Annotated in this window: 21 protein-coding genes; 11 read left to right on the forward strand and 10 right to left on the reverse strand. The window is 39.7% G+C overall.

Going from position 1 to position 24342, the window contains the following annotated elements; all coding sequences use genetic code 11:
- Window positions 1-446 precede the first annotated feature (446 nt).
- The 5 genes from AB2N10_RS01015 (at window position 447) to xylA (ending at window position 4974) form a co-directional block, all read left to right on the forward strand.
- The gene (locus AB2N10_RS01015) at window positions 447-1724 is read left to right on the forward strand and encodes a glycosyl hydrolase family 8 (protein WP_354624704.1); all 1278 of its coding nucleotides are present in this window, start codon (window positions 447-449) and stop codon (window positions 1722-1724) included.
- 447 nt (window positions 1725-2171) lie between these two features.
- A complete protein-coding gene (locus tag AB2N10_RS01020; RefSeq protein WP_354624705.1) occupies window positions 2172-2351 on the forward strand; it encodes a hypothetical protein in 180 nt (59 codons plus the stop codon).
- Window positions 2303-2929: a substrate-binding domain-containing protein gene (locus tag AB2N10_RS01025; RefSeq protein ID WP_369434187.1), complete on the forward strand. Its 627-nt coding sequence runs from the start codon at window positions 2303-2305 to the stop codon at window positions 2927-2929. The genes AB2N10_RS01020 and AB2N10_RS01025 overlap by 49 nt, the downstream gene beginning before the upstream one ends.
- The gene (locus AB2N10_RS01030; RefSeq protein ID WP_369434188.1) at window positions 2890-3366 is read left to right on the forward strand and encodes a helix-turn-helix transcriptional regulator; all 477 of its coding nucleotides are present in this window, start codon (window positions 2890-2892) and stop codon (window positions 3364-3366) included. Before AB2N10_RS01025 ends, AB2N10_RS01030 begins: the two co-directional genes overlap by 40 nt.
- A gap of 288 nt (window positions 3367-3654) precedes the next feature.
- Window positions 3655-4974, forward strand: coding sequence for a xylose isomerase (gene xylA, locus AB2N10_RS01035; protein WP_369434189.1), 1320 nt, complete (start codon window positions 3655-3657; stop codon window positions 4972-4974).
- Between the two features lie 391 nt (window positions 4975-5365).
- Here the strand turns inward: xylA and AB2N10_RS01040 are convergent, their stop codons facing one another.
- Both AB2N10_RS01040 and AB2N10_RS01045 read right to left on the reverse strand, forming a co-directional pair.
- Window positions 5366-8560: an alpha-amylase family glycosyl hydrolase gene (locus AB2N10_RS01040; RefSeq protein WP_354624707.1), complete on the reverse strand. Its 3195-nt coding sequence runs from the start codon at window positions 8558-8560 to the stop codon at window positions 5366-5368.
- A 575-nt stretch (window positions 8561-9135) separates the two neighbouring features.
- Entirely contained in the window at window positions 9136-10218 is a 1083-nt protein-coding gene (locus AB2N10_RS01045) for a beta-agarase (RefSeq protein WP_369434190.1), read from the reverse strand.
- A 365-nt stretch (window positions 10219-10583) separates the two neighbouring features.
- Between AB2N10_RS01045 and AB2N10_RS01050 the strand changes: the two genes are divergently transcribed.
- The 3 genes from AB2N10_RS01050 (at window position 10584) to AB2N10_RS01060 (ending at window position 12878) form a co-directional block, all read left to right on the forward strand.
- Entirely contained in the window at window positions 10584-11168 is a 585-nt protein-coding gene (locus AB2N10_RS01050) for an NAD(P)H-dependent oxidoreductase (protein WP_354624709.1), read from the forward strand.
- Between the two features lie 196 nt (window positions 11169-11364).
- A complete protein-coding gene (locus tag AB2N10_RS01055; protein ID WP_369434191.1) occupies window positions 11365-11982 on the forward strand; it encodes a LysR substrate-binding domain-containing protein in 618 nt (205 codons plus the stop codon).
- A 494-nt stretch (window positions 11983-12476) separates the two neighbouring features.
- Complete coding sequence (locus AB2N10_RS01060; RefSeq protein ID WP_369434192.1) at window positions 12477-12878, forward strand: hypothetical protein; 402 nt, start codon at window positions 12477-12479, stop codon at window positions 12876-12878.
- A 192-nt stretch (window positions 12879-13070) separates the two neighbouring features.
- Here the strand turns inward: AB2N10_RS01060 and nth are convergent, their stop codons facing one another.
- Genes nth through rsxA form a run of 8 tightly spaced genes read right to left on the reverse strand, consistent with a single transcriptional unit; the run spans window position 13071 to window position 19462 of the window.
- Entirely contained in the window at window positions 13071-13706 is a 636-nt protein-coding gene (gene nth / locus AB2N10_RS01065; RefSeq protein ID WP_354624713.1) for an endonuclease III, read from the reverse strand.
- Window positions 13707-13715: 9 nt separating this feature from the next.
- On the reverse strand, window positions 13716-14399 hold the full coding sequence (locus AB2N10_RS01070) for an electron transport complex subunit E (RefSeq protein ID WP_354624714.1): 684 nt from the start codon (window positions 14397-14399) through the stop codon (window positions 13716-13718).
- 2 nt (window positions 14400-14401) lie between these two features.
- Entirely contained in the window at window positions 14402-15028 is a 627-nt protein-coding gene (gene rsxG / locus AB2N10_RS01075; RefSeq protein WP_354624715.1) for an electron transport complex subunit RsxG, read from the reverse strand.
- Window positions 15028-16080 (reverse strand): electron transport complex subunit RsxD, encoded by a 1053-nt coding sequence (gene rsxD / locus AB2N10_RS01080; protein ID WP_354624716.1) that lies wholly within the window; start codon window positions 16078-16080, stop codon window positions 15028-15030. Before rsxD ends, rsxG begins: the two co-directional genes overlap by 1 nt.
- Window positions 16081-16082: 2 nt before the next feature.
- Complete coding sequence (gene rsxC, locus AB2N10_RS01085; RefSeq protein ID WP_369434193.1) at window positions 16083-17966, reverse strand: electron transport complex subunit RsxC; 1884 nt, start codon at window positions 17964-17966, stop codon at window positions 16083-16085.
- The gene (locus AB2N10_RS01090) at window positions 17960-18310 is read right to left on the reverse strand and encodes a hypothetical protein (RefSeq protein ID WP_369434194.1); all 351 of its coding nucleotides are present in this window, start codon (window positions 18308-18310) and stop codon (window positions 17960-17962) included. Before AB2N10_RS01090 ends, rsxC begins: the two co-directional genes overlap by 7 nt.
- Before the next feature lies 1 nt (window position 18311).
- Entirely contained in the window at window positions 18312-18869 is a 558-nt protein-coding gene (gene rsxB, locus AB2N10_RS01095; RefSeq protein WP_354624718.1) for an electron transport complex subunit RsxB, read from the reverse strand.
- A 14-nt stretch (window positions 18870-18883) separates the two neighbouring features.
- Window positions 18884-19462, reverse strand: a complete 579-nt coding sequence (gene rsxA, locus AB2N10_RS01100; RefSeq protein ID WP_354624719.1) for an electron transport complex subunit RsxA — start codon at window positions 19460-19462, stop codon at window positions 18884-18886.
- Window positions 19463-19820: 358 nt separating this feature from the next.
- Here rsxA and nrdD point away from each other — a divergent pair, with 358 nt between their 5' ends.
- From nrdD to AB2N10_RS01115, 3 genes are all read left to right on the forward strand, one after another.
- On the forward strand, window positions 19821-21938 hold the full coding sequence (gene nrdD / locus AB2N10_RS01105) for an anaerobic ribonucleoside-triphosphate reductase (RefSeq protein ID WP_354624720.1): 2118 nt from the start codon (window positions 19821-19823) through the stop codon (window positions 21936-21938).
- A 75-nt stretch (window positions 21939-22013) separates the two neighbouring features.
- Window positions 22014-22484 (forward strand): anaerobic ribonucleoside-triphosphate reductase-activating protein, encoded by a 471-nt coding sequence (nrdG, locus tag AB2N10_RS01110; protein ID WP_354624721.1) that lies wholly within the window; start codon window positions 22014-22016, stop codon window positions 22482-22484.
- A gap of 212 nt (window positions 22485-22696) precedes the next feature.
- Window positions 22697-24313 carry a methyl-accepting chemotaxis protein gene (locus AB2N10_RS01115; protein ID WP_354624722.1) on the forward strand — a complete coding sequence of 539 codons (1617 nt, stop codon included), beginning with the start codon at window positions 22697-22699 and terminating at the stop codon, window positions 24311-24313.
- Window positions 24314-24342: the final 29 nt, after the last annotated feature.

Here is a 24342-nt window from a genome sequence, read left to right on the forward strand (position 1 = left end):
TGATTTGTTAATGTGGTTTGAAATTCGTTGTTTTATATCAATGACGAGTAGGTCATTGGAATAGCCATATAAATTCCTATTTATCGGCTAATCTAGTTTCGTGTAATTTTTCATCAAAAACAGTGCAAAATCTGGTTTGTTGATTATCTTTTTTTTACCAGCTATTGGTTATGTGATTTGGCACATAAAATTTAAACATTCAATTATTCACATCCTGTTAATGCGATAATCAAGCGTTTTAGCTCAAAAAACAGACAAGGTAAATTGTGTTTTTTTGCTTTTTATTTGTTGCTTTTTGGATTTTGTTCGTTTTTTTTAATATTCGTAAGTGGATTCACTATTTCAATATAAACTCTGAAATTTGATGATCTATAACCAGTTATTATTGCTATTCTTTTTGCTCTATTAAACATGCAATTGCTGATAATTGTAAAAAAGGATTTATTATGCCATTAACAAATAAATGTGATTTATTGATCAAAACTGCTGCTGCGATGCTACTACTTAGCAGTTTTTCTGCTTATGCTAAATTCGATAATACGCCTCCGACAACGGGGGCCTATGAGTCGGGAAATTACCGAAATTTGGCTGTAGAAATGGGTAAAAAAGATGGATGGACAAAGCTAAAAACTGGTTTTGATAATATGTTCGGCAGTAACGGTAAACAACAGTTATATTATGGATATAAAGAAAACGGCCAATACAAGGGGAGTTATATAAAAACAACGTCCACTAATGATATCCGTACTGAAGGTCAGTCGTGGGGGATGACCATAGCCGTTATGATGAATAAGAGAAGTGAGTTTGATAATCTATGGCGTTTCGCCAAGAAATATCAGAAAAATTCGACCAATCATCAGGATCCGAAAAAACAGGGAACTTATGCATGGCTATTAGCGTTTAATGAAAATGGCGTTGTATATAAAAAAGATGATGGCCCAGCGCCTGATGGTGAGGAATATTTTGCTTTTGCTCTATTAAATGCTGACGCCCGCTGGGGGAGTAGTGGAAGTATTAATTATTATCAAGAAGCATTAACAATGCTAACGACGATAAAAAATAAGTTGATGAAAAACCAAGTGATTGTTTTTTCGCCTTATGTTGATAATGTGACAGATCCTTCTTACCATATTCCTGCTTTTTATGATTACTTTGCGGATCGAGTAACTAAAGCAACGGATAAAACGTACTGGTCTGCCGTGGCGACTAGAAGCCGCAAATTCTTAAAGGACCATTTCGCTAAAGTAAATGGTGATCCTCACTGGAACTTGCCTACTTACTTAGCTAGACCTTGGGGAACTCCTGTTGCGGGTGAAATTTTTGCTGGTCAGAGTAATCCTGGTGATTGGTATGAATTGGATGCTTGGCGTGTAGCAATGAATGTTGCGCTTGATGCCCACGTGATGGGAGCTGAGCAATGGCATAAGGATGCTATCAATGGTATTTTGGGCGCGTTGAGTTATGACAAATCAGTAAACGGTGACGGTTGCTATAAGCAAGTATATGGATTTGGTGTTGCTGAAAGTCCTTATTGTGCTGGTGAAGGGCAAAAAGCAGCGAATGCAGTGGCATTACTTGCGTCTACAAATTCAACGGAAGCATCAAGCTATTTCAACGATTTTTGGAATACGCCACAACCCACTGGAAAATATCGTTATTACAACGGATCGCTCTACATGTTAGCTATGCTTCATGTTACTGGACACTTTAAATTTTATAAATAGCCCGTAGGCTGCTTACTTGAAGTTTAAATGACTTTAATACTAGCTTTTTTAAAGCTAGTATTTTTATCTATTTATCATCAGTTAGTACAATAAACGGTACACATATCCCTCCTTATTTATTTTAACATTACGCCTTTTCATAATGATTCTCACTGGGTTGCTGATTGAGTTCTGCTTCACAAAACAAAGACTTAAAAAGCTCAATATGGATTGTTTTATGGTAAAAATATAACAATTACATAACATTGAAGCGAAATTAAGTCTCTGCAATCTATCCATATAGCTATTTAATTAATAATAATAATGAGCGGAGTAACGCATTTTAGGCTCAGTTTTCCTACTTCTTTGTTATAACTGTGAATAATTTTTAATTTAGGTTGAAGAGAGTTATTTTTCATATTCTCTTTGTATTTTTAACCGTTATTAAATATCGCTAAAGGTTTCTTTATGAATAAAAATTACCGCATCATGCTCTTATTTAATGCTAATAAGGCTTATGATCGTCAAGTCATTAAAGGTATCGGAGAGTATTTACAGGCAACTCAATGTGATTGGGATATTTTTTTTGAAGATGATTTTTGTACTCATTTATCCCATATAAAGGATTGGGAGGGGACGGCATTATAGCTGATTTAGATGATCCGGAAATTGAATCATTAATATCTACTTTAACTGTTCCTGTGATTGGCATTGGTGGTTCATATGAAAATGAAGAGGATTACCCTAAGATACCTTATGTTGGTACAGATAACGTTAGTTTAGTTGAAACCGCTTTTAATCATCTGAGAGATAAAGGGTTAGAGAATTTTGCATTTTATGGTCTCCCTGAGCATCCTTCAATGCGCTGGGCTAATGAGCGAGAAAAAGCATTTAATAATATTATTAATCGAGAGAAATATTATGGTTCGGTCTATAGAGGGAACATAACAACCGCAGAAACTTGGCAATATGATATGAATCGTTTAGCTGATTGGCTTCAGCGTTTACCATCACCGATTGGTATTATTGCAGTGACCGACGCTCGTGCTCGACATCTTCTTCAGGTGTGTGAGCATTTGCAATTAATCGTGCCTTATAAAATTGCGATTATAGGTATCGATAATGAAGAGCTAACACGGTATTTGACTCGTGTATCCCTTAGTTTGTCGGACAAGGGTGCAAGTCAATGGGCTATACGGCTGCAAAGATGCTACATAATCGGTTAACGAAGTTAGAGCAAGCAGCACTTAAGGGCAGTTTGGAAAACAGTTCTCCTCGTATCGTTGTCCCTGCTGTTAAGGTGTTTGAGCGACAAAGTAGTGATTTTCAAGCGATCAAAGATCCTTATGTAATTAGAGCCATGCATTATATTCGTAATAATGCTTATAACGGCATTAAAGTTGATCAGGTATTAAGTTATTTACGAATTTCTAGATCCAATTTAGAGTTGCGCTTTAAGGAAGAAAGAGGTCACTCGGTGCATTGTGAAATTCATAACGCTAAGCTCAAAAGGGCGTGTCAGTTACTGATTTCTACTACGATAACTATTGCAGACATACCAAGCCTATGTGGTTATCCATCATTGCAGTATATGTACACCGTTTTTAAAAAAGAGATAAAGATGACTCCGAAAGAATTCCGTTTAAAAAGCATGTTATCTTAATTCCATATTATTTTAAGGCACTTTACTTTGGAGGAACAAAAGTTATTTAAAATAAGAAGATGAATTCTTTGTGATTATCTGTTTAAAAATAAAGCGTACTGTTCGCGCGTTAAGTTTATTCGCATTAAATTTGACTTATATCAAGGAAATAAATGTGATATTGCGCACGTTAGTTAATTCCATGAACGCTCTTATCAAATTTCATAATTGAATGTATTACATAAAAAGAAAAAGATAGGTTGTATTGATAAACAACCGCTTTTTTAATCAAACAATGGAATCATCATTATGACTGAATTTTTTAAAAATGTATCCCCTATACAATTCGAAGGTATAACTTCGACAAATCCATTAGCATTTCGCCATTATGATGCTGACCGCATTATTATGGGTAAATCAATGAAAGATCACCTGCGTTTTGCTGCGTGTTATTGGCATAACTTCTGTTGGACTGGTTCAGATGTCTTTGGTGCAGGAACATTTGATCGTCCGTGGCATAAACCGGGTAATGTGATGGATATGGCGAAGATGAAAGCGGATGCCGCTTTTGAATTTTTTAAAAAACTGAATGTACCCTATTACTGTTTTCATGATACGGACGTAGCACCTGAAGGTAATTCTTTAAAAGAGTATCAAAATAACTTTGCTGAAATGGTTGATGTGCTAGAAGGCAAGCAAGAAGAAACAGGCCTCAAGCTCCTTTGGGGCACGGCTAATGCGTTCTCAAATCCACGTTATATGAACGGTGCAGCAACGAATCCTAATCCAGAAGTATTTGCCTATGCAGCAACGCAAATATTCAATGCAATGGCGGCAACAAAACGCCTTGGTGGGGAAAATTATGTTTTATGGGGCGGAAGAGAAGGGTATGAAACCCTGCTAAATACAGATCTACGTCAGGAAAGAGAGCAACTAGGTCGTATGATGCAAATGGTGGTTGAGCATAAACATAAGATAGGCTTTAAAGGCGCTATTCTTATTGAACCAAAACCACAAGAGCCTACTAAGCATCAATATGATTACGATACAGCAACCGTTTACGGCTTCTTAAAACAGTATGGTTTAGAGAATGAAGTAAAGGTCAATATTGAAGCGAATCATGCCACACTTGCTGGCCATAGTTTTCACCATGAAATTGCTACTGCAACATCCTTAGGCTTATTCGGATCTGTTGATGCTAATCGTGGCGATCCTCAACTAGGTTGGGATACAGACCAATTTCCAAATAGTGTAGAAGAAAATACTTTAGTAATGTATGAAATTCTTAAAGCAGGAGGCTTCAGCACTGGTGGCTTTAATTTTGACGCGCGTGTACGTCGCCCCTCTATTGATGGTGCTGATCTGTTCTTAGGGCATATCGGTGGTATGGATGTTATGGCATTATCGTTAGAACGCGCTGTTGCTATGATTGAGAATGATGTGCTTGGGAAAAATATCGCGAATCGTTATGCTGGTTGGAATAGTAAAATGGGCAAAGGTATCTTAAACGGTGACTTGTCTTTAGAATTAATCGCTAAGCAAGCCGTTGCCGATAATATTAATCCAGTGCCTGTAAGCGGTGCTCAAGAATATCTTGAAAACGTGGTTAATGGATTTATTTTTAAATAATATATTCGTTATTTTAGGGGCCGCTTAGCTTCACTATTTTTCCTGTTGAGAGTAAAAATAGTGAAGCTAAAACGGCCCTTAATATAAAATGTTAAAGTAAATGTTATTGCTAGATGAGATCATGTGAGTAACCTATTTTTAGCAATTTGACACTTCTAAATAGTATTACAAACGATCTCATTGATTCGTTTTTTCATTATGATTTCTGTAATGAGTTGGTGTTTGTTCCATTATCTCTTTGAACATTGAGTGAATTCAATTTGAAGTCATGACTGTCTTTTGCTTTTAATCCCCCTTCGGGCTTTTTATCATTAAATAAAAAAGCCCAATCGGTTTAATAACGATTGGGCTTCATCAATTAACCTTCTTATTTAATATCTTTACTTAACGATTAGTAAGTAACCGTTAATAGTGGCTCAGTTAATAAAGCCCCTTGCGTTAAGCTAAACTGGTAGCTACCATCTTCTTGATAAGTTAATGGATTATCTGTTCCCCAACCATTCATACCGCCACGAACGTATAAAGGAACTTGATAAGGGCCGAGTGGTGTAATTGTCATCAGAGGAACAGACTCTTCATTATTAGCATCAATGCTAAATTTGAAGTAACCCGTTGTCGCAACGGTTAAACTGAAGTTATTTGAGCTACCGTCATATAAAGGAAAAGCTTCTCCCCATACAATTGCATCACCATTACCACCAAAGTTAGTGCCCGCACTCCAAGCGCTATCAGCTACTTTAAACTCATGTGTTACTGGTGCGCCAGTTTCATTGTTAATAAGCATAATGACTTCATAAGTACCATTACCTAAATACTCAAATTGATCAATCGCTCCCCAACCATTCATGCCGCCACGAAGAAAGACAAGTTCAGCAAGTGGACCATTATCAGATTCAACACCCGTTGGTACCTCACAGTAGTCGATCCAACTATCAGCAACAAAACAACCAGCGCCTTCACGATAAAGGTTAGCAGTCTGGTTGCCGTTATTATCATTGAAGATTAAGTCACTTGCGTTAATTCCCGCTGGGAACGTATATGCAAACCAACCTTCACCACGGTTTTCAGCTGCATTGCCAGGCCAATCTGTATTTGATTCTCCCCAGTGATGTACATGGATATCATCAGCCCATGCCTCTGGTTTCTGGAAATAAACCGTCATTGGAGCTGCGCAGTTATCTGACCAGCTAGCATTGTCGTAGTCATAACAACCATCGCTATTGCGAGGCAGACTATCTGTTTGAGCACCATTGCCACCGTTATTAAAGATAACAGTTGCAGAAGAAACACCTTCAGGTAATGCGACACGGTACCAATCATCCCCAGCGGCTAGCATTGGTAAACCAGGCCAAGCAGGTGCTGCGATAGAAGAGTCATACCAATATGCGCTAGCTTCAGTCCAATTAGCAGGCTTCTTGAAGAATAAAGTTAAGCCTTCTACTGTATCAATAGTTAATGATTGCACAATTGAAACACTTTGACCTGCTTTATTGGTGGCTGTTGCGCGAACTTCTGCAGTCGTTCCATATTCAATGTTGCTGCTGTCCCAAAATACACGGTAATCAGGGTTTTTATCAGTTCCTAAAGAAGTCCACTCGCCATCGTCAACTTTGACTTCAAAACTCACATCGTATAAAGGTAAAACTTGTTCAACGTCACTGCTAACCGTTACTTTTAACTCAACTTGACCATTAACAATTGCGCCGTTAATTGGTGAAGCAAAGCTAAGTTGCAGTTTTTCTTCAACGACAGGCATTGCCGTTCTAGCTTTATAAATAACAAAACCAAGTGCGGGAACAGTCACATTTAAGTTACCTTGCAAATCTGTTTTTACGTAGCTCAAAGGACGATTAGGCCATATTGAGTCGTATGCTTTACTGGTTCCTGCAATCGTGAACTCTTTTTCCGTTGTTGCTGTATTAAATGCAACCAAGTATTCGCGGTTAGTGTCTGGATCAACTCGAGACATCGCATAGATACCATTACCTTCTTCTACAAAACGCTCAACTTGAACACCGCGACGTAATGCTTTGTGATACTTATAAATATGGCTGTAGTTTTTAAAGGTTTTATACAATGGATGACGACGGTCAAAGTTATTATCAGCCGTTGTTGCATCGGTACCAATTAAAGAGTCTGCATTATACTCCGCAACCAAACTTGGCATCATGTCTTGACGAGATCCTTCACCATCACCTTGGCCTGTGAAACCTTGTTCATCGCCAAAGTAAATAACAGGAATACCTCGAGCAAAATACATAATGGCATGCGCTAACTTAGTACGCGCTAATTTTTCTTCATCAGTCGCAGTAGGATTGCTAGTATTGATATGATGACCAATACGTCCCACATCATGGTTACTAACAAAGTTCATTAGCGTACTTGCATCAGAATCCGCATCGGTATAAAGGTCATCAAGGCCAAAGATATAGCTAAAGTCAGTATTGTTTGATGGCTGAGTGACACCTCGCATAGTTGGGTAATAAAGACCAAAATCTAGAACCGATTGCAATTTCCCAGTTGTAGTATAGGTAGATGTCTCATAGGCATTACCACTAAATACTTCACCAAAGATAAAGAAATCTTCTTTACCGACACTTGCTGCATATTTTTGTACTGCAGGTGACCATTGTTGCCAAAATTCCATACCCACGTGCTTAACTGTATCTACACGTAAACCGTCAATATTAAATTTATCAATCCACAATTTGCTCAGTTCAATCATGCCATCAACAACACGAGGATCTTCCGTATTCAAATCATCTAAACCATAAAAATCGCCATTGAGTGAGTTTTCACCAGAGAAGCTACTGTCACCTTGGTTATGATACATGCTTGGATCATTCAACCATGACGGTGTTTTATATTCTTCTTTTCCTGCGGGAATGAAAGGCGTGTAAGCATTGGTTAAGCTTTCTTCGATAGTTCGGTATGCGCAGTTTGATAGGCCATCCAACAGTGTGCCATCTGCGTTATGACATTCATCATATGCAATAACGTCAGCAGTGTGATTAAGCACCACATCTAAATACACTTTCATACCACGGCGATGTGCCGCTTTTACTAAACGTTCTAATGCTGCATTGCCACCTAAGTGTGCATCCACGTTAGTGTAATCAGTTATCCAGTAACCATGGTAACCAGCAGAAGCTGTCTCACCAGAGCCTTGTACAGGTTGATTTTCAAATACAGGCGTTAACCAAATAGAAGTGATACCCATACCTTGAAGATAACTTAACTGTTTACGTACCCCGTCTAAATCACCACCATGGTAATATTTACGGTTAGTTGGATCAAAACCATCTTCGCTGAATTTGCTATCTATGCTGGTGTCATTACCAGGGTTACCATTATAAAAACGGTCGGGTAAGACAAAATAAAAGACTTCATCTCTGACATCACTTTTACGTTTTGGAAGATGCCAGTGAAATGGTGGATTAGACGCTGAAAATTGCTCAAATTTTTGTTTAATATCATTTAAAAAATTTGAAAAGTCGTAGGGTTTTGCTTGTACAGCTTGAACATTTAATAAGCTACAGCAAAGTACACTACTTGTGAGAATGGCCTTTTTAAAGGTCGACTTCATTACTATGTTCCTTATAGTTATGTAGGGAGATGGAAAAAATAATACTAAATATATTAAGTATGCGGTCTAAAATTTGTGTAGAAAAAGCATCTAAATTCAATGCGTTAGTTACAGTAAGTGGTAATTTTCTTTACAAAACTGACAACGCAGAATTGAGCTGTTTTAACAAAGTTGGCAATCATACAATGCTAAATTTATAAATTTACTGTTTCACTTCAAACAATTGAAAAATATCAAATACAATGCAACTTAAAGTCAAGGTAGCTTTGTGAAGCCGTAAGAAAAGGAGCGATGCAATTATACTGAGAAGAATAGGTGTGTGATGAAGAGTTTGACAGGAGCTAACTAATGGATGGCCTTAATGGCACTTCTCAAAATAGATATTTTTCGACCATTTCCACGGGAAGTAATGTGATAAAGTGCACCAGCAAACTCTAATCGTAAAGGGCGGCTCATAAGATCCCTTGTCAATCATTGAACATATATAAAAGGTAGTCCAACGTCATTGGGAATCAGAATTAAAGACCTGCCCCTAATGGCACTATAGTCTGAGCTAATACACTTAAGTAACAACTTTATTCGTCAACTAACGTCCAAGTACGGATCCAGTCCACTTTCATTGTATTGTTATTATCATTTAATAAATCATTCTTCGCAGGTAGACCACCAATCCAATTTGAATCCTGTGTCCACAAATCCCAGATAATAGACTGTTCAAGTGAGAAAGCTGTGATTGTTTGCACACTACCAACAGGTTCGCCATTGAGGTAAAACTGTACATTGTGTTCATCTTTCCACCACATACCAAATACATGGTAATCATCGATCCAACGCACGCCATGTAATGTATTGTTAGCCGATAAGTCACTGTCATCAGGCTTGTTAATCGAGTTACCTTTATCACGTTCAGTATTTACTTCTCCACCTTGCACAATGAAATACTGAGAATGCATTTCCCATGGGTAGTCCGCATATACGTATTCACCTCGGGTGCCTGTATAGGTTGGCGCTGGATTAATTTCAATGATGTCAATCTCATCACGATTGTTAATGTCACCATTATTTAACCAGTAGGTGCTGTAAGCTGAAATATTTGCTACTTTAATGCGGCTTTCTGTATACATCGGGAACTTTATTTTAGCTTTAGAGCGCACTCGAGAGGATTCAAACCATTGATCAGCAGTTTTTCCGATTGCGTCATTACTTTCTTCGTTTAACGTAGCTTTAATCCAAAGATTACCGGCTGTCACTCCTGAATTTTGATTCTGCATAAATACAGGGGTATTACCATAATTCCAAGTTGTCTTTTGCCATTTTGATGCATCCCAAGATGCAAATTCATCGGATAAGTTTTCAACTTTTTGCCATTTTTTACCAGCAGGCGTTGTATCATTAAAGGTCGTAAAAGAAGGCCAAGCAGGATTGGCATTATTCACATTAATCTCGTCGCCTTCATATTCAAAGTCGCAACCGGTTTCATCTACGACTGTACCAGCAACTGTATCAGGACACTGATCAAGTGCATCACTGATTCCATCATTATCGGCATCAGGTCCCTTAACGACTTCAGAAGGACTTGACGTACCACCACTACCACATGCTGTTAAAACAGATCCAAATAGTAGAACGATGGATGTTTTTTTAAGGTTTGTTAACATATTAGCTGTATCCATGTATTAAATAACTGCTAATTCCATTTAATATTAGAAGTTATTTTGATTATTATAAAAATGAAAGAATGAAACGAACAGGATTATAGCATTTTAGTAGACAAAAAATTTCATTGTGTCAAATTTACAGTTGTAATGTGAGTCGAAGCACAGTAAAGGCTGTCAGTGCCCGTTAACTTTTGCTAGTAAAACGCTAACCCCCTTGACGCATCCTAATCAGTTAAGTTAGATTTTACTGAAGTCTACAGACAGATAAAAAAGTGATCGCATCAAATGTTATCCGAGCTGCATCATGTTAATACGCAGTCTTACCCTAAATTTGAAAATAACAAGCTTAAACAAGGTCGATAACAATGAAAAACATCTTAATTATAAATGGCGCTAAAACCTTTGAGCACTCGAAAGGTGCGCTCAACAAAACAATGGCAGATACCGCACACCAGCATCTCTCACAGCTAGGTCATAATATTCAAATAACGACAATTGAAGATGGTTATGATATTGAAGAGGAAATACAAAAGTGGGTTTGGGCAGATACTGTTATTCAACAAACACCCGCATGGTGGATGGGGGCTCCGTGGATTGTAAAAAAATATATCGACGAAGTATTCACTAATGGGCATGGTCGTTTGTACCAAAGTGATGGCAGAACACGTAAAAACAGTGATCACAAATATGGCTCTGGTGGTTTACTACAGGGGAAAGAGTATATGCTTTCAGTTACTTGGAATGCGCCCGCAGAATCATTTACTGATCCTAAGCAGTTTTTTGAAGGTGCTGGTGTCGATGGTGTTTATATGGCAATGCATAAAGCACATCAATTTTTAGGCATGTCACCGCTTGAAACTTTTATGAGCAATGATGTTATTAAAAACCCAAGCATCGAGGGCGACGTAGCGCGATATAAAGCGCATTTAGATACACAATTTATACGTTAAAAAGTAGCAGGAGATAATTTAATTGCAGTATATAAGTATGATAAAAAATAGATTGTTTAACGTCATACTTGTCACTGCAATTTAGACAAAACTGTATTAATTAAGCACATGGTTTGTAAATGCAACCAATGTGCTTATACAGAAGCTTTATTTTGAGTAGCGCTTCATATTCATTGTTGAAGCATCTATATGACCCATGAATTCAGCGGCAGCCGGAGCACTCATAAAGTGTATTAGTTCAGAAAGTAAATTACATATTCGCTTATTAAATAGAACGACACGTAAAGTCAGCTTAACTGAAGCGGGGATGGAGTATTACCACCGTTGCCAACAAATTTTAGATGATATTGAAGAGATGGAGGGGGCATTAACTAACCTACACCAAAATATTTCTGGTCTATTAACAATCAGTGCCCCTCCAGAATACCTCGCAAAAAATGGCACACCGAATACGGCAGCGGAACTTCAGGGACATAGCTACCTAAAATACAGTGGTTCAGACCAAGATATGATCTTTTCTAAATTTGATATTGAATATAAGAAACTGAGATTAAAAGAGAAGATAGTGACCAATAATGGGGATTTCTTAGTCAATGCCGCTATTTATGGGGGAGGCTTCATCATACAACCTACTTTTATTACAGGTGAAGCAATGGCAGAGGGTAAATTACAACAGATATTAATCGGTTACGAACCCCCACCTTTGGCACTTTATGCGCTTTATGCCAACAGAACTTTTCTAGCAGGGAAAGTACGTAGTTTTATTGATTTTGCCAGTCAATTTTATGGTGATACCCCCTATTGGGATGACTAACGGGCTTTGCATCTAATTACTATTTTTGGATTTCAGCTGATTAAAATATTCAGGCAAACTAATATTCTCACGGCCTGCTGCTTGGTAGTAGTGGCTAGTATAATCAGTAAGTTCATATTGCGATATTGTTTGTCCATGTAAACGGTCAGAGCTTGATCTTTAATTTTGATATTATTTTGGGCTGATACGCGCAGTACGGTCAGGGCATGATCCCGTTAACTTACAGTTGTACCATTAAATAAATCTTATAGAGAAAGAGTTTGGTTCAACGTGGGTTTTTCGTAAATGGTTATTCTCTTCACGAAAAATTTAATGAAAAAATAAATTATTTTAAACAAAAATAGATTAGCCTATTATTGTAATTGATATTAGGCTTCAGAAAGAAAGTGATAGAGGTCTCTTTTTATATATAGCGCTTTCCTTTTGTATAAGGCTGAGGTGGCAAATTGTCTTTGGGGTTATTTAAGAAGATGTTTTTGTATCGAAAAGGGTAAATGATGAAAGAGCATGGAAGTTATAAAATTGAGCTATATGAGCAAGTGATTATTGTCCGTTTTATATCGAGTTGGAATAGAGAAACCTCTGAAAATATGTGCAAGGAATTTATGCAAATTGCATCAACAATTACGGATAACCCCTGGGCCTGCTTAATTGACTTAACGCAGTGGGGATTAGGTGGTCCGGAAGTATGGGGACCCATTTTGGATACTAATCACTGGTGTGCAAAAAACAACCAAATGCACGAAGCCGTTGTTTGCTCTCAAGTTATCCAAGAGCATATTTTAAGAGAGTTACAAACGGCGCTTCCTACTACTAAGAGTGGGTTTTTTAAAACAGAAGCCGATGCCGAAATTTGGCTAAATAGTAAAGGTTATAAAATCCTCAAAGAAGCTTAAATTAAGTGATGTCTAGTAACATGGGTATAGTATAGGCTGCCCACAATAAGCAAAACAGTCAGGTTCAACTCTTCAATTTTTGATTTGAGATAGGCATGATACTCGCACTATGCGGATTGAAGTACAGCCCCTAATCCTCGACCTTACAACCATATTTCATCGCTTAATGCGATGTGGCAGGGGAGTTATTTTTTACTCTTCTGTTTTATCTTTGTATTCGCATAAATCTTCTATCAGGCAAGAACTACAACGCGGTTTACGCGCAATGCAGGTATAGCGCCCATGTAGTATTAGCCAGTGGTGTACGTCCACTTTAAACTCTCTAGGAATGACCTTTAGTAGTTTTTCTTCAACTTGGTCGACATTTTGTCCCATCGCCAGCTTAGTGCGATTGCTAACGCGGAAAATATGGGTATCAACGGCAATGGTGGGCCAGCCAAAGGCGGTATTGAGTACTACGTTGGCGGTCTTTCGTCCGACACCGGGTAGCGCTTCTAGAGCTTCGCGATTTTCGGGTACTTCACTGTTATGCAGTGCTATTAACATTTCACAGGCTTTAATAACATTGGTTGCTTTACTGTTAAATAGGCCAATGGTTTTAATGTAGTTTTTCAGCCCATCGACCCCTAATGCGGCAATCGCTTCAGGGGTATTGGCGACGGGGTAGAGTTTATCCGTGGCTTTATTGACGCTAACATCGGTTGCCTGTGCTGATAAGATAACCGCGATCAATAATTCAAAGGGCGAGCTGTAATTGAGCTCTGTTTTTGGATGCGGATTGGCATCTCGCAGGCGTGTTAATATTTCTAGGCGTTTTATTTTGTTCATTTATAATACTTATTTATCGATAAAATTTTTCAGCGCAATAATTAACCCCATGATCATAAAGGCACCCGGTGGTAAAGCGGCCAGTAAAAAATGGCTATCGCTATGATAAACCTGAAGTGTCATAAAGGTAGCCCACTCGCCAAGCAGTGTTTCAATACCATCAAAGAGTGTCCCCTGAGCGAGCAGTTCACGGCTCGCACCTAATAGTAGCAAAACGGCTGCAAAACCTAATCCCATCATTAAACCATCAAAGGCGGCATGTTTTACGCTATTTTTCGAGGCGAAGGATTCGGCGCGGCCAATGATGATGCAGTTGGTGACGATTAATGGGATAAAAATACCCAAAGATAAATAGAGTTCATAGGTAAAGGCATTCATTAGTAATTGCACACAGGTGACTAGGGAGGCAATGATCATGACAAAAATCGGAATTCGGATCGCTTTCGGAACATGCGCACGGATCAAGGAGATCAAGCTGTTTGATGCCACTAAGACGCACAGTGTTGCAAGCGCTAAACCTAAGGCGTTAGTTGCGGTATTGGTTACTGCCAGTAGTGGACAGAGCCCTAATAATTGCACGATACCGGGATTGTTCTTCCATAAACCTTGTAGCATCAGCTCTTTGTAGCTGGGGGCTGTGTTTGCGGCTGCGTTGCTTTCTGTGTCGGCAGGGGATGTTAACGGTTCACTCATTATTATGCTCCACAGTTTGCTGGTTGATTTAACAAATTGACTTTGTTTTTATCGAAGTAGATCAAGGCATCCTTGACCGCTAAGACAACGGCTCTGGGGGTGATCGATGCACCTGTAAAGGCATCAAAGTTACCGCCATTTTTGCTTACTTCCCACTGCTTATCGTCGCTAGGAGTGTAGATCGTGTCATCAAAGGAATAGATCCATTTGGATTTGTTAGTTTGAATTTTGTCGCCAAGTCCGGGGGTTTCTGAGTGGCGAATAACGCGTACACCCGCGACTTTGCCATTAGTATAAACACCGAGGACTAATTTGATTTCACCTGAATAACCACGGAAGGTGGTGGTCTCTAAGATGGCTGCGACGGGCACGTTATTTTTTTTGGCAATAAATACCTGCTGCTGCTCGCCTGCACCTAGTAAATCATCACTGACGTTAAAACAAGTGCTGAATACATCGTTATTGTAGCTGCTTTCAGGGATGATTTGGTTAATGATTTTGATCAATGCTTTTTGCTCCTGAACCGCAATAATCGGGGTAGTAAAGGCATTTACAATGGCAACGCATGCTGTACAAACGATGGCAAACGCCGCTAATAAAAAACCGTTACGAGTGATAGTTGGAATCATTAGCGAACTCTCCCATAGGCTTTGGGTTGTGTGTAATAGTCGATGAGTGGGACACACATATTACCCAGTAAAACGGCAAAGGCAACGGCATCGGGGTAGCCCCCGATATTACGGATAACAACGACAATTAGCGCAATTAGCAGGGCATATAAAACTCGCCCCTTTGCGGTGGTGGATGCCGTGACTGGATCGGTCAAGATAAAGAAAGCGCCGAGCATGGTGGCACCTGAAAAAAGATGGTACATGGGGGATATGTTAAGATCCGGATTATAAGCAAAGGCGATAAATGAAAATACGCATATACCCGCTAGAAAACTGATTGGGATATGCCAATGGATCACACGTTTGCTGAGCATGATTAATCCACCTACTAAAAAGGCCACATTAACCCATTGAATCGCTTGCCATGAGGCGTGTTTATACTCGGCGCTATGCAGTAATTCAGTGATGGTATGCCCTGAGTTGAGTGCTGTGCGCGCGGTATCAAGGGGGGTTGCCATGGTTAAACCATCAACACTAATGCTAAGTTGTTTGACGGAATAGCCATCGAGTGTAAACCCGCTAATAAAGGTGTTTATTTGATCCATAAAGCTTAACGTAAATGGATGTAGCGATTGTACTGGGATCCAAGATGTCATCTGCACGGGAAATGAGATAAGTAACAGCACGTAAGCTGCCATCGCAGGATTAAATAGGTTATTACCTAGCCCCCCATATAGCTGTTTGACAAAAATTATCGCAAATAGGGTGCCGATAACGACTATCCACCAAGGTGCTAAAGGCGGAATGGAAATGGCAATTAAAATGGCGGTGACCAAGGCACTGCCATCCTTTAGGGTATGAATAATAGCGCGTTTGCGGAGCTTTAATACGAATGCTTCACTTAGCAATGCCACTAAACAGGCTAAGGCTATTTGCAATAGGTTACCTATACCAAAGAGATAGCTTTGCGTGGCTATGCCGGGTAATAAACATAAGGTGACTAACCCCATTATTTGCGAGGTGCTACGGCGAATACGTTGGTGTGGTGAACTGGAATTAATAAATGCCATCTCTAAAGATCCTCTGCTGCGGCTTTTTTCGCTTTTGCACGAGCAATAGCGGCTGCGATTTTTGCTTTACGACTATCATCGGGCGTTTTTTCTGCGTGGCTCTCTTGCTCATCGGACGATGCTGGTGCTATTGCTGGCTCCATATTCTGGTCCGATTGTTCCGCTTGTTTTTGTTGTTTTTTTAAACGAGCTTGCTCTTTACGTTGTTGACGTGCAGTGATTGCCGCTTGGTTTTGAGCAATGATTTGCTGTTCATCAACTGCGCTGTTATTACGATCTTGGGAAGCGGCCTCCACATTCGCCGCTTTTTTTGCTTTAGCGCGGGCGACAGCCGCTGCCACGGCATCTTTTCGGGTATCGCTTGTTGGTGTTGAGGAGCCTTCGTTACTCGCTGCTTTTTTCGCTTTCGCACGGGCTACAGCCGCTGCCACGGCATCTTTGCGGGTATCGATTGTTGGTGTTGCGGAGCCTTCGTTACTCGCTTCTTTTTTCGCTTTCGCACGGGCTACAGCCGTTGCCACGGCATCTTTGCGGGTATCGATTGTTGGTGTTGCGGAGCCTTCGTTACTCGCTTCTTTTTTCGCTTTCGCACGGGCTACAGCCGCTGCCACGGCATCTTTGCGGGTATCGCCTGTTGGCGCTTCAGTGCCTTCGTTGCTTGCTTCTTTTTTCGCTTTAGCGCGAGCCAATGCAGCTGCGATAAGGTCTTCCCCACCATTTTGCTGTTTAAGTTGCTGTTGACGTTTCTGCGCCGCTTCTTTGTGTTTTGCTTGGCGATCTCTTTTTTCTTGCTCTAATCGTGCCGCGCGTTTTTCAAAACGTAGACGGGCTTTTTCTGATTTTTGTGCTTCCTCTTTTGCCGTTTTTATTTCAGCTTTGGCGACGCGATAATATTCCACTAAGGGAATATTGCTTGGGCAAACAAAGGCGCAGGCACCACACTCGATACAGGCTGACAGGTTATATTCCGCTAAATTGCCATGATCTTTGCTCTTTGCGTACCAAAAAAGTTGCTGTGGTAATAGTTGAACTGGGCAGACTTGTGCACATTCCCCACAGCGAATACAGGCTCGCTCTGGCGGTGGAGCAGGAAGCTCTTTTGTCGTTGCTGCAAGAATGCAGTTACATATTTTGCTGACGGGAATGTTGCTATGGCTAATCGAAAAGCCCATCATCGGCCCGCCAATAATTAATTGTTCTGCCTGTTTCTCATCAAATTTATTTCTATCGAGTAAATATTGGATAGGGGTACCGATGCGGACACTCAAATTGCCTTTTTGAGAAAATGCATCGCCGGTTAAGGTGACAATACGGGAAATAAGTGGTTTACCATCAATGATTGCCTCTTTAATCGCAAACACGGTGCCAACGTTTTGCATGACAATGCCAAGGTCAGTCGGGTGCTTATCATGGGGCGTTTGTTGACCGGTAATAATTTCGATTAGCTGTTTTTCACTGCCTGAAGGATAGCGTGTCGCAATGGTCCGAATGATTATGTTACTTTCTTGTTCAACTGCGACTTTTTGCACTGCTTCATTTAATGCCAATGTTGCTTGTGGTTTATTATCTTCAATGGCGATAACGGTCAGTGTTGGTTTGAGTATATGCTGTAATATTTGTATCCCCTTGATGATCTCGTCACTATGCTCTTGCATTAGTCGATCATCTGCGGTGATATAAGGCTCACATTCGACTGCGTTAATAATAAGCAGTTTGATACCTTCTTTATGAAACAGTTTTAAATGCGTTGGAAAACCCGCGCCACCTAAACCCACAATGCCAGCTTGATAAATTTTTTCAATGAGTTGGACATTGGCTTGTGCTTGGTAATCCTCACATCTCTCATAATTTACATGCCTATCTAAACCATCGGTGGCGATCACCACTGAGAAACGGGGAGTCCCGATGGATGTAAATCAGTACGTTTTTCTATTGCATGCACGGTTCCTGAGCTAGAGGCATGTTGTGTCACCATTGCGCCATAGACTTTGGTTAATGGTTGCCCCTTTAAAACCGGATCGCCAACTTTTACTAATAACTCAGGAGTGTGGCCCTTATGCTCAACGGCAATGATTAAAAAGGGAGGAATACCCGCATCTTCAATGGCAGTTTGGTTACTTTGTTGTTTATTTTCTTGAGGATGAATCCCCCCATGAAATGACCACTGTTTGCCAGAGGAAATTAGTGCGAGTTGATCGTCGCTAAGTAGATTGATAGGCATTATTGACATACTAAGACTCAATACTGTTTTTAGTTGGAATACGGTTGAGATCCCATTGCCAATTTTGTGTAGTTAAAGCAATTGGAATCATATCAATACAATCAGTTGGACAGGGAGCAACGCAGAGTTCACAGCCTGTACATTCATCGCTGATCACGGTATGCATCTGCCGAGTTGCGCCTAAAATGGCATCGACAGGGCAAGCTTGAATACATTTCGTGCAACCAATGCATTCATCTTCACGAATAAAGGCAACCAATTTCGGTTTTTCTTCACCTTCTAACTCTTTCGGTTCAACGCCCATACGCGCAGCAAGTTGACGCATAACAGCATCACCGCCCGGGGGGCACTTATTAATATCATCGCCATTTGCGATGGCTTGCGCATAGGGTTTACAACCGGGATAACCACATTGGCCACACTGTGTTTGTGGTAAGATGGCATCGAGTTCTTCAACGATAGGATCTTCTTTAACTTTAAATCGTAATGATGAATATCCCAGTAGCACGCCAAAAATGGCTCCGAGTACCCCCAATGACAAAATAGCGATAGCAATGTTTGTTATCATTATATCTTTCTCTATTACTTAATTAGGCCTGTAAAGCCCATAAAGGCAAGTGACATTAACCCTGCGGTGATCATTGCTATCGATGCGCCCTTAAAAGGTAAAGGAACATCGGCCGCAGCGAGGCGCTCGCGCATGGATGAAAATAGCACCAAGACCAAGGAGAAACCAACCCCAGCACTAAAACCATAAATAATGGATTGCACAAAATTGTGTTGCTCATTTATGTTTAGTAACGCGAGACCTAAAATAGCGCAGTTGGTGGTGATTAAGGGCAAAAATATGCCTAATAAACGGTATAGCGTTGGGCTAGTTTTATGCATTACCATTTCTGTAAATTGCACAATCACTGCGATCACTAATATGAAGCTTAACGTTTGTAGATAGAGTAAGTCGAGTGGTATCAGTAAATAAGTATTGACGACATAGGACAATGCTGCTGTTAATGTTAAAACAAAGGTCGTCGCAAAGGACATGCCAACGGCAGTTTCAACTTTATTTGAGACACCCATAAAAGGGCATAAGCCAAGAAACTTTACTAAAACAAAGTTATTAACTAACACTGTGCCAAAAAAAAGTAAAAAATAATCGTTCATAACAATTTAATTCCACTGGAAAAATAGGGGTAATGCGTGGTTAACTCTAACTTGTTATAATAGCAATAAAATACCTTCTGGTCAGTGTCTAAATAGTGCATTTTATAAAGTTAATCGTTACGCTTTTATTGTTATCACTTATACAGCGATAGTGGCTACTATCAGCCTTTTATTTTATCTAAAAGCCTTCTTAAAATAGCAACAAAAAATCATCAAAAATGTAGTCGATGAGCAATTTTAAGATACTAAATTATCACCTGAATTGAAAATTGATTTATATCAAGGCTCAATATCTAGTGTTATGTATCATGCGCACCCACAATATATAGTATGTTGCTGGTGATTTTGGAGCGTTGTGATGAAACCTGTTGTAATTAAACGAGATGGAAGTCAAGTACCATTTAATTCCTTGCGTATAGCGGAAGCTATCTTAAAAGCATCGGGCGCAGCGCGTTGTAAAGGCGTTGACGCTTTTGCCATTGCAGCGGAAGTCGAGTTGCAATTGCAGGGGCAGGTTGAAGTAGATATTCATGATATTCAAGATGCCGTTGAAGTTTGTTTAATGAAAAGTGGGCATAGTGAATTAGCCCGTGTTTACATTGAATATCGTCACGATAGAGACATTGCCCGTGAACGTAAAAGTCACTTAAATAGTGAGATTTATGGGTTGATTGAGCAAAGCAATGCCGCATTACTAAATGAAAACGCCAATAAAGATAGTAAAGTTATCCCGACCCAGCGCGACCTCTTAGCGGGGATTGTCGCTAAGCATTATGCTAAATCTTATATATTACCTCGCGATGTGGTGCGTGCGCACGATAAAGGTGAATTACATTATCACGATTTAGATTATGCGCCTTTTTTCCCAATGTTTAACTGTATGTTGATCGATATAAAGGGGATGTTTACGCAGGGCTTTAAAATGGGCAATGCTGAAATTGAGGAGCCAAAATCAATTTCAACGGCGACGGCTGTTACGGCACAAATTATTGCACAGGTGGCTAGCCACATTTATGGTGGAACCACTATTAATGGGATTGATACTACGCTCGCACCCTATGTCAGCATGAGTTATAAAAAACATCTTGTGATAGCTAATAAGTGGAATATTGCCGAGCCGCAAAACTATGCTGCTGAACAGACAGAAAAAGAGTGCTATGACGCCTTCCAGTCACTCGAGTATGAGGTGAATACCTTACATACGGCTAATGGTCAAACGCCTTTTGTTACCTTTGGTTTAGGATTGGGCACCAGTTGGGAAGCGCGTTTAATTCAAGAGTCAATCTTTAAAATTCGTATCGCTGGTTTGGGTAAAAATCGCAAAACCGCCATTTTCCCTAAATTGGTATTTGCGATTAAAGAGGGGGTTAACCATAAACAGGGCGATCCCAACTACGATATTAAACAATTGGCATTGGAATGTGCCTCAAAACGGATGTACCCAGATATTTTGAATTTCGATAAAGTGGTGGAAGTCACTGGGTCATTTAAAACCCCAATGGGATGCCGCAGTTTCTTGGATGCCTATAAAGAAAATGATGAGCTGATCCATGATGGTCGTAATAATCTTGGCGTTGTAAGTGTTAACTTACCTCGTGTTGCTCTTGAATCTGGCTGTGATGAAGAACAGTTCTACAAATTATTAGATAGTCGTTTAGCCTTGGCGAAAAAAGCATTAGATACGCGTATTGAAAGGTTGTCGGAAGTGAAAGCCAGTGTTGCTCCTATCCTTTATATGGAAGGTGCCTGTGGGGTACGTTTAAAAGCCAATGATTGTGTTGCCGATATATTTAAAAATGGCCGCGCTTCTATTTCATTGGGCTACATCGGTTTACATGAAACAATTAATGCATTGTACGGTACAGATGATCACCTATTTGATAACACTGAAAAACAACAAAAAGCACTTGCTGTCATTAGTTATTTAAAAGAGGCGACTAAACGTTGGACTGCGGAAACTGGCTATGGCTTTAGTCTATACTCAACGCCTTCAGAAAATTTATGTGACCGTTTCTGCCGCTTAGATGCGAAGCAATTTGGTGTTTTAGATGGGGTGACCGATAAAGGCTATTATACAAATAGTTACCATTTGGATGTTGAAAAAATCGCGAATCCATATGATAAACTTGATTTTGAGATGCCATACCCTGCGATTGCTAGCGGTGGATTCATCTGTTATGGCGAATATCCAAATATGCAACATAACCTTAAAGCGTTAGAAGACGTTTGGGATTACAGCTATTCACGCGTCCCTTATTACGGTACTAACACCCCCATTGATGAGTGTTATGAGTGTGGATTCCATGGCGAATTTGACTGTACCAGTAAAGGGTTTGTATGCCCTAGTTGTGGTAACTCCGACTCTGAAAAAGTGGCGGTAACACGCCGTGTATGTGGCTACCTAGGTAGCCCCGATGCGCGCCCATTTAATGAAGGCAAGCAAGAAGAAGTGAAGCGTCGCGTTAAACACCTTTAAATTTTATATTTAATAACAGCAAGATAAAAACACCTCGCTTAACGTGGGGTGTTTTGCTTTTAGGAATTCGCCGGTATGAATTACAGTAAATATTATCCGCTTGATGTACTCAATGGTGAAGGTACGCGTTGTACACTATTTGTCTCTGGGTGTATTCATCACTGTAAAGGTTGTTATAATCAGTCAACCCTCTCGCCCGACGCTGGGGAGTTGTTTACCGAGCAGTTGGCTGATCAGATAATTCAAGACCTTAATGACACACGCATAAAAAGAGCGGGGTTAACCCTCTCCGGTGGTGATCCTCTGCATCCAGCAAATATCGAACAGGTTTTGGCATTGATTAAGCGTGTTAAAAATGAGTGTGTCGATAAAAATATATGGCTATGGACTGGCTATACATTAGCGGAACTTAATCCACAACAGCAAGAAATTATTGCGCTGATTGATGTGCTGGTAGATGGTAAGTTTATTAAGGAGCTTGCCGATCCAAACTTGCAGTGGCGAGGCAGTAGTAATCAAGTCGTACATCGCTTTGAGAAAGTATAAACCTTAAAGATGAGGGGAGCTATGTAAGTCATTAGGTATTCGTGTTTGAAATTCCGCTGGCTTGGTCAACGAATGCTAACTTACATATCATAAATTCTAATTTACATGTCATAAATTCTCTATAGCACGGTTTTTTTTTACCTCTAACTTCCTAAAAAATGATTTATACATTACAGTACCCTCATATTTTATGGACGAAGTAATGGTGAAAAATGAAAATTTCAAATTTAAAAATTAAACACCGTATTAACATGATAACGTTTGTTGCATTAGCCTCCTTTATCATTTCAGTCATTATTAATAACATGACTACTGCAAATAATGCAGCTAGGTTAAACGCTCTGCAAAATCAACTTTATCCGGTGCTCAATCTTGCGACGATCAATGAAGGGTTACTCATTCAATTAGATCAGATTATTCAGTCAACGGTAACGACGGGTGAAGAAGAAAATTTACAAACCGTAAAAAAAATGGTCGATCAGATTAGTACTAACTTAGATCAAATTGGTCAGTTATTGCCAGAAAAAACCAATACCATGCAGCAAGTAAAAAAAGACGTAGTAACTTACCATAAAAATGCAGAATTATTAGTTAGTGCTTTTTTAGCTGATGACGTGGATTTTAATGCGATTAAAGCACAAGCAGCTAGTAATGCAGAGCGCTACCAGAGTTTGGTTAAAAACTTTGCGAGTAATCTAAGAGAGTTTCAAGACCTTTTTACTCAAAGTATTGAAATTACCAATACTGAATCTGATAGTGCGCAAATGTCCATGATGATAATTGCTGTTATCGCTACGTTATTAATGATTTTAGTGGGATTTTTAGTTAATCGCTCAATTACCTCTACACTGTCAAGTGTCACTATGTCATTACAAAATATATCCGAAGGTGAGGGTGATTTACGTTCGCGTATTCAGTATGACGGTAAAGATGAAATAGCTGAATTAGTGCGTTGGTTTAATCAGTTTGTATCAAAATTGCAATCTTCAATCGCCGATACTAAAAATACGACTGATAGCCTTAGTGAGGTATCAAATACCTTATTAAAGGGGACAAAAAATAGTGAGTTGAGCGTAAATGAGCAAAATATCGCTATTGAAAAAATATCGCATGCGATGAATGAAATGTTTATTAGTGTTACGCATATCGCGGAGTACGCCGCCAATGCTTCTAATGAGGCGAATGAGGCCCATAAAGAAGCACAAAATGGCTCCGTAGTGGTTAATGAAGCGGTGGCTACAATTAAGCAACTCGCAGGTGAAGTACAAACTACCGCTGCAGTCGTCAATAAACTCGATGCTTTTACGAACAATGTTAATGATATTTTAGACACTATCAGAGGCATTGCGGATCAAACTAATCTGCTTGCATTAAACGCCGCAATTGAAGCTGCTAGAGCGGGTGAACAGGGGCGCGGTTTTGCTGTCGTTGCTGATGAGGTGAGAACATTGGCTTCTCGTACTCAAGCGTCGACTCAAGAGATTCAGCAGGTGTTACAGGAACTTAGAACATCATCGAAGCAAGCTGTTCAAGCCATGCAGCATGGTGTGATAACTGCAAATGATGGCGTTGAATCAACGATGCGAGCAGGAACAGCATTAACCAGCATTAACATGAAAGTCAGTGCGATAAGCGAAGTTAACGAACAGATTGCAGCTGCCACTGAAGAGCAAAATAATACCTCTGTGTTAATTCAAAAATATGTTGCTGACATTCAATCTAATTCACAAAAAGTACAAACAACCACTAAAGATATGGGAGGGATTAGTTTCGATATTCAAAATGTAAGTCAACAGCTACAAATTATCACCAATCAATTTAAAGTATAAGAAAAATAATAATTAATATTACAGGGAGT

It is taken from the genome of Psychromonas sp. MME1 (assembly GCF_041080865.1).
Classification (GTDB): Bacteria; Pseudomonadota; Gammaproteobacteria; order Enterobacterales; family Psychromonadaceae; genus Psychromonas.

Bases quoted from the DNA above. Each gene is read 5' to 3' on its own strand.
- AB2N10_RS01040 (WP_354624707.1), bottom strand. From the start codon at position 8,560: ATGAAGTCGACCTTTAAAAAGGCCATTCTCACAAGTAGTGTACTTTGC.
- rsxD (WP_354624716.1), bottom strand. From the start codon at position 16,080: ATGGCATTTATTAATTCCAGTTCACCACACCAACGTATTCGCCGTAGC.
- AB2N10_RS01055 (WP_369434191.1), top strand. From the start codon at position 11,365: ATGAATTCAGCGGCAGCCGGAGCACTCATAAAGTGTATTAGTTCAGAA.
- rsxG (WP_354624715.1), bottom strand. From the start codon at position 15,028: ATGATTCCAACTATCACTCGTAACGGTTTTTTATTAGCGGCGTTTGCC.
- nth (WP_354624713.1), bottom strand. From the start codon at position 13,706: ATGAACAAAATAAAACGCCTAGAAATATTAACACGCCTGCGAGATGCC.
- AB2N10_RS01050 (WP_354624709.1), top strand. From the start codon at position 10,584: ATGAAAAACATCTTAATTATAAATGGCGCTAAAACCTTTGAGCACTCG.
- xylA (WP_369434189.1), top strand. From the start codon at position 3,655: ATGACTGAATTTTTTAAAAATGTATCCCCTATACAATTCGAAGGTATA.
- AB2N10_RS01115 (WP_354624722.1), top strand. From the start codon at position 22,697: ATGAAAATTTCAAATTTAAAAATTAAACACCGTATTAACATGATAACG.
- AB2N10_RS01070 (WP_354624714.1), bottom strand. From the start codon at position 14,399: ATGAGTGAACCGTTAACATCCCCTGCCGACACAGAAAGCAACGCAGCC.
- nrdG (WP_354624721.1), top strand. From the start codon at position 22,014: ATGAATTACAGTAAATATTATCCGCTTGATGTACTCAATGGTGAAGGT.
- rsxA (WP_354624719.1), bottom strand. From the start codon at position 19,462: ATGAACGATTATTTTTTACTTTTTTTTGGCACAGTGTTAGTTAATAAC.
- AB2N10_RS01045 (WP_369434190.1), bottom strand. From the start codon at position 10,218: ATGTTAACAAACCTTAAAAAAACATCCATCGTTCTACTATTTGGATCT.
- AB2N10_RS01030 (WP_369434188.1), top strand. From the start codon at position 2,890: ATGGGCTATACGGCTGCAAAGATGCTACATAATCGGTTAACGAAGTTA.
- AB2N10_RS01020 (WP_354624705.1), top strand. From the start codon at position 2,172: ATGAATAAAAATTACCGCATCATGCTCTTATTTAATGCTAATAAGGCT.
- AB2N10_RS01015 (WP_354624704.1), top strand. From the start codon at position 447: ATGCCATTAACAAATAAATGTGATTTATTGATCAAAACTGCTGCTGCG.
- AB2N10_RS01090 (WP_369434194.1), bottom strand. From the start codon at position 18,310: ATGTCAATAATGCCTATCAATCTACTTAGCGACGATCAACTCGCACTA.
- AB2N10_RS01060 (WP_369434192.1), top strand. From the start codon at position 12,477: ATGATGAAAGAGCATGGAAGTTATAAAATTGAGCTATATGAGCAAGTG.
- nrdD (WP_354624720.1), top strand. From the start codon at position 19,821: ATGAAACCTGTTGTAATTAAACGAGATGGAAGTCAAGTACCATTTAAT.
- rsxB (WP_354624718.1), bottom strand. From the start codon at position 18,869: ATGATAACAAACATTGCTATCGCTATTTTGTCATTGGGGGTACTCGGA.